This window comes from cf. Phormidesmis sp. LEGE 11477 (assembly GCF_015207105.1).
GTDB lineage: Bacteria > Cyanobacteriota > Cyanobacteriia > Phormidesmidales > Phormidesmidaceae > Phormidesmis.
This window is the reverse complement of the sequence record NZ_JADEXO010000214.1, coordinates 1-4260: the sequence shown is the minus strand read 5'-3', so window position 1 is coordinate 4260 and position 4260 is coordinate 1. Positions and strand designations below refer to the sequence as shown.

Genomic DNA, 4260 nt, shown 5'->3' with positions numbered 1-4260 from the left:
GGCGTTCTGGTTTCTTTAAATTCTCAGAAAGCTCGGAAAATCTACAAGAAGCTGCACAAAAGCTAGTAGATAGAGGTGACAAAGAGAATCGCTTGCTTACCTCGGAGCAGAGAATGGCTAAAATTCTAGAGATCAAAGATACGATTCGTCAGCTTGATCAGTCTGAGTATGAACAAGAGTCAAAGCTACTGGTAGAGCAAGGACGTCTCTTTCGTAACGAAGGAGAACATCTGAAGGCCATAGACTGTCTTGATCGAGCTTCAGAGAAGTATTCCAGGAACTATTTAGCCTTGAGTAACAAAGGACTTTTATTAGAAGAATTAGGTAGATACGAGGAGGCTTTAGTTGAATACGGCCACGTGCTAGAGATAAAACCCGATTACTATCGAGCGTGGAAAAGCAAAGGCAACGTACTCACAGCGTTAAACCGCTATGAAGAATCTATCAAAAGCTATGATAATGCTCTAGCAATAAAGACAGATGATTATAAAACCTTTAATAATCGTGGCAACGCGCTAAAGAACCTAAAACGCTATGAAGAAGCGCTCAATAGCTTTTGCCGTGCAATAGAGATAAATCCTGACTACGACAAAGCTTGGAGCAATCGTGGTAATGTACTTGACCATCTAAAACGCTACGAAGAAGCACTGGAGAGCTTTGACTCTGCAGTAGAAATAAATCCTGACTATCAATATGCATGGAACGGTCGTGGACAAGCGCTCAGCCATCTAAAACGCTATGAGGAAGCACTGGAAAGCTATAGCCGTGCAATAGAGATAAGTCCTGACTATCACTACATGTGGAGTGGCCGTGGACAAGCGCTCAGCCATCTAAGACGCTACGAGGAAGCACTGGAAAGCTATGGCCGTGCAATAGAAATAGAACCCGACTATCACTATGCATGGAACGGTCGTGGTAACGCACTTGGTAGCCTAGGACGTTACGAAGAAGCACTGGAAAGCTATGACCGTGTAATAGAGGTAAAGCCCGACTATCACTATGCCTGGAATGGTCGTGGACAAGCGCTAAGGGACCTAAAACGCTATGAAGAAGCACTGGAAAGCTTTGACCGCGCAATAGAGATAAAGCCTGACTATCACTATGCCTGGAATGATCGTGGTAACGCACTTGGTAGCTTAGGACGCTATGAAGAAGCATTGAAAAGCTATGACCGTACAATAGAAATAGAACCCGACTATCACTATGCATGGAGTGGTCGTGGACAGGCGCTCAGCCATCTAAAACGCTATGAAGAAGCGCTAGAAAGCTTTGACCGCGCAATAGAGATAAAGCCTGACTATCACTATGCTTGGTCTAGCAAGGGTGCAATATTTTATGAGACAAGCAGATTGACGGAGTCCTTCAACTGTTTCTCGAAGGTAACTACAATAAAAGAAAACAACAAAGAAGCTTGGAACAACCAGGGGTATTTATTACTCGCGCAATGTTCATACGGGTTATCTCCTACATTTGAAAAGCCTCTGGTGATTCGTCAACGTCAGTATTCGGAGATAGTTGATGACTGCCTTTCGGCTGACCTACAGCAGTGCCGCAAGGCTTTTATTGTTTTAGACAAGGCTTTAGAGATCTCACCAAAGTTTACGCTTGCTTTAGCAAACAAAGTTTTTCCTTTGTACTATCTAGAACAGTATCAAGACGCTCTCAAAGCTTGTGATCTTGCGCTGGAAACTAGCTTTAAGGACAAGTTCGAAGGAAACGAGATAATCCATATTAATAAAGGATATGTTTTGCTGGCGCTACGCGAACATAGCGAGGCACTAAAATCCTTCAAGAATGCTTTGGAAATTGATCCTGAACAAGCCGAGGCGTGGATTGGGCATGGCACAGTTCTCTATGAGCTAGACCGCTATTCAGAAGCTTCTAACAGCTTCAACAGGGCACTCTCCCTCGATCATCCCCTTGCACGAATCAAGCTCGATCTTATTCAAGAATCTCTTTCTCAGTCAGCATGAAATGATGCATATTCACTCCATAAAGGAACAGTAAAAGCCCAAGTAAATCAAGCGAATCACAGGCGTGGATCGACGGGTTCACTTTCTAGCGCTAAGATGCCAAATACGCACTGGTGAATTTCTCTGAGAGGGGCTCTGTTGACAAATCGTTCTAGCGACTCAATTCCTAGTGAAAATTCGCGTAGGGCCAGGGCTCGCTTGCGGTTGAGTCCTCTGTTCTTCAGTCGGTTGAGGTTTTCAGGTAAAGAATACTCCGGGCCGTAGATGATCCTGAGATACTCGGCTCCACGGCACTTCACAGCGGGCTGAGTAAATCCTTTTTGCCCACGATGGATAAAGTCCATTGACTTGACGACCATGCCCTCACCACCCGCTGTGGTTAGCGCTTCCCACCAGCGAATACCCTCCGCGCAGCTAGCCTCACTGTCTACGTCAATGATCTTAGAGCGGGTTGCGAGTAGTAAATCTGGGTCGGCTTGAGTGATCTTATCAATCTGTTGCATGTGCCATTCGTGGGTTTGATTGGCATATACTTTTCCTTCAGTTGCCAAAATATGAAAGGGCGCGAGCTTCAGATCGTCTAGCGTATCGACTGGCCAGCAATACTGGCGATAGGCGTCTACATATTGCTGTGCGAGTTTTTCTCTTTGTTGATAGTGAGAAAGTAGATCTGATGCTTGTGTAGATCGTGTGGCTGCTTTTTCTAGAACGCCAACAGCAGCGGTGAGTCCTTGCTTGGCCGCAACGCCGACCGGAGCGTATTGTTGTTTTAGTAGGCCCTGTGCCTTGGCAGACCAGGGCATTAGCTCGCAGTCTAGGCAAACCCAATCGGTCGAAAATGTTTCCCAAAAGTTGGCGGCGCTCAGTGCTTGCTGAATTCTGTTGATAAAGGCTGTTTCCATCGCCGGATCGTCAAAGAACCGCCGTCCGGTACGGGTGTAGCAGATACCTATGCCTTCATCTTCTATGGCGAAACGCTGTTTGACGGTAGCTTCGTCGCGGCAAACGATGACAACCACTCTAGAACCCATGTGCTTTTCTTCGCACACCACGCTGCCGACACCCTGCTGACGGTAATAGTCAAAGGCTTCGATCGGATGCTCTAACAGTCCTGGCAGCTTAGAAGTCGCCACCGGAGACATGGTTGGCGGCAAGTAGATTAGCCACTTAGGATTGGCGGCAAATCGGCTGATCACTTCTAGCGCTGCGATCGCATTCTCTTCTCGAATCGTAATCTTCTTATACAGCCTGGTGTGAAGGACGCGCTTACCCAGAACATCAGCAATATCGAGCACATCATCATGCACCTGCTGAGCAGTTAGACCAATATTGTCTTTTTCTATTGGCCCGATCGGTTTGCTGGGTTCGCGATAAATCCTAGCAGCGTCTACGCTGACCAGCTCTTTTTCTGGATAGCGCAGAGCGGTGAGACGCAGCCCGTAGACGCAGCCCGTGTCGATATCGATTGTATTGTTTAGCCATTCGGCAGCGGCGACGGGCGTATGCCCATGTACGACCATGGCCTGGCCACGATAGTCTGTCGCCCAGTTGCGGCGAACAGGCAAGCCAAATTCATCTGTTTCTCCTGTAGTCTCTCCATATAGGGCAAAGCTACGCACATAGCCAGAACCGCGACCTTGTAGCTCTTCTCGCAGTCCAGCGTGAGCAACTACCAATTTGCCATCATCTAAGACATAGTGACTGATCAGAGACTTTAGAAAAGCTTGGATTTCTTGAATGTCCTGGCTTCGCCTTTCTCTCTTCAACGCTTCAATTTCAGCTAGCGTCTCAGCCAGTCCATAGGTCACTTTTACATTTTTACCATCCAGTTTTCGGATTAGTTTGTTCTCATGATTTCCCATAATGCACATACCCGACCCGGCTGAAGTCATGTTATGCACTAGCTTTAGCGTGTCTAAGATGCGCGGACCGCGATCGACTAAATCACCTAGGAATAGTGCTTTTCTACCGTTTGGATGGATATAGGTGGGAAAGTTCCAAAAGGAATCTTTGCTAGCGGTTGCTGCCCGCACCTGATAGCCCAACTGTTCCAATAGCTGTTCAACTTCATCGCAGCAGCCGTGGACATCGCCAATAATATCGAAAGGGCCATGGTCTTGTTTGCGATTGTTCCATAGCGGCTGTCTTTCAATTTCGACCGCGTTAATCTCTTCTAGAGAGTTGAGCTTGTAGATATAGCGAAAGCCTTCTTGCTTGAGCCCTTTGAGCGATCGCTTCAACGCTCTAGTGTGATTGTTGACGACGTGCGGGCCAAACTGTCGGTCGG

At 47.1% G+C, this 4260-nt stretch carries 2 protein-coding genes; one reads left to right on the top strand and one right to left on the bottom strand.

What is annotated here, in order from left to right; all coding sequences use genetic code 11:
- Nucleotides 1–113: 113 nt before the first annotated feature.
- Entirely contained in the window at nt 114–1973 is a 1860-nt protein-coding gene (locus IQ256_RS28575; protein ID WP_193859074.1) for a tetratricopeptide repeat protein, read from the top strand.
- Between the two features lie 56 nt (nt 1974–2029).
- Here the strand turns inward: IQ256_RS28575 and IQ256_RS28570 are convergent.
- Nucleotides 2030–4260 (bottom strand): polynucleotide kinase-phosphatase (locus tag IQ256_RS28570; protein WP_193859073.1); only part of this gene is annotated, 2231 nt, incomplete at its 5' end.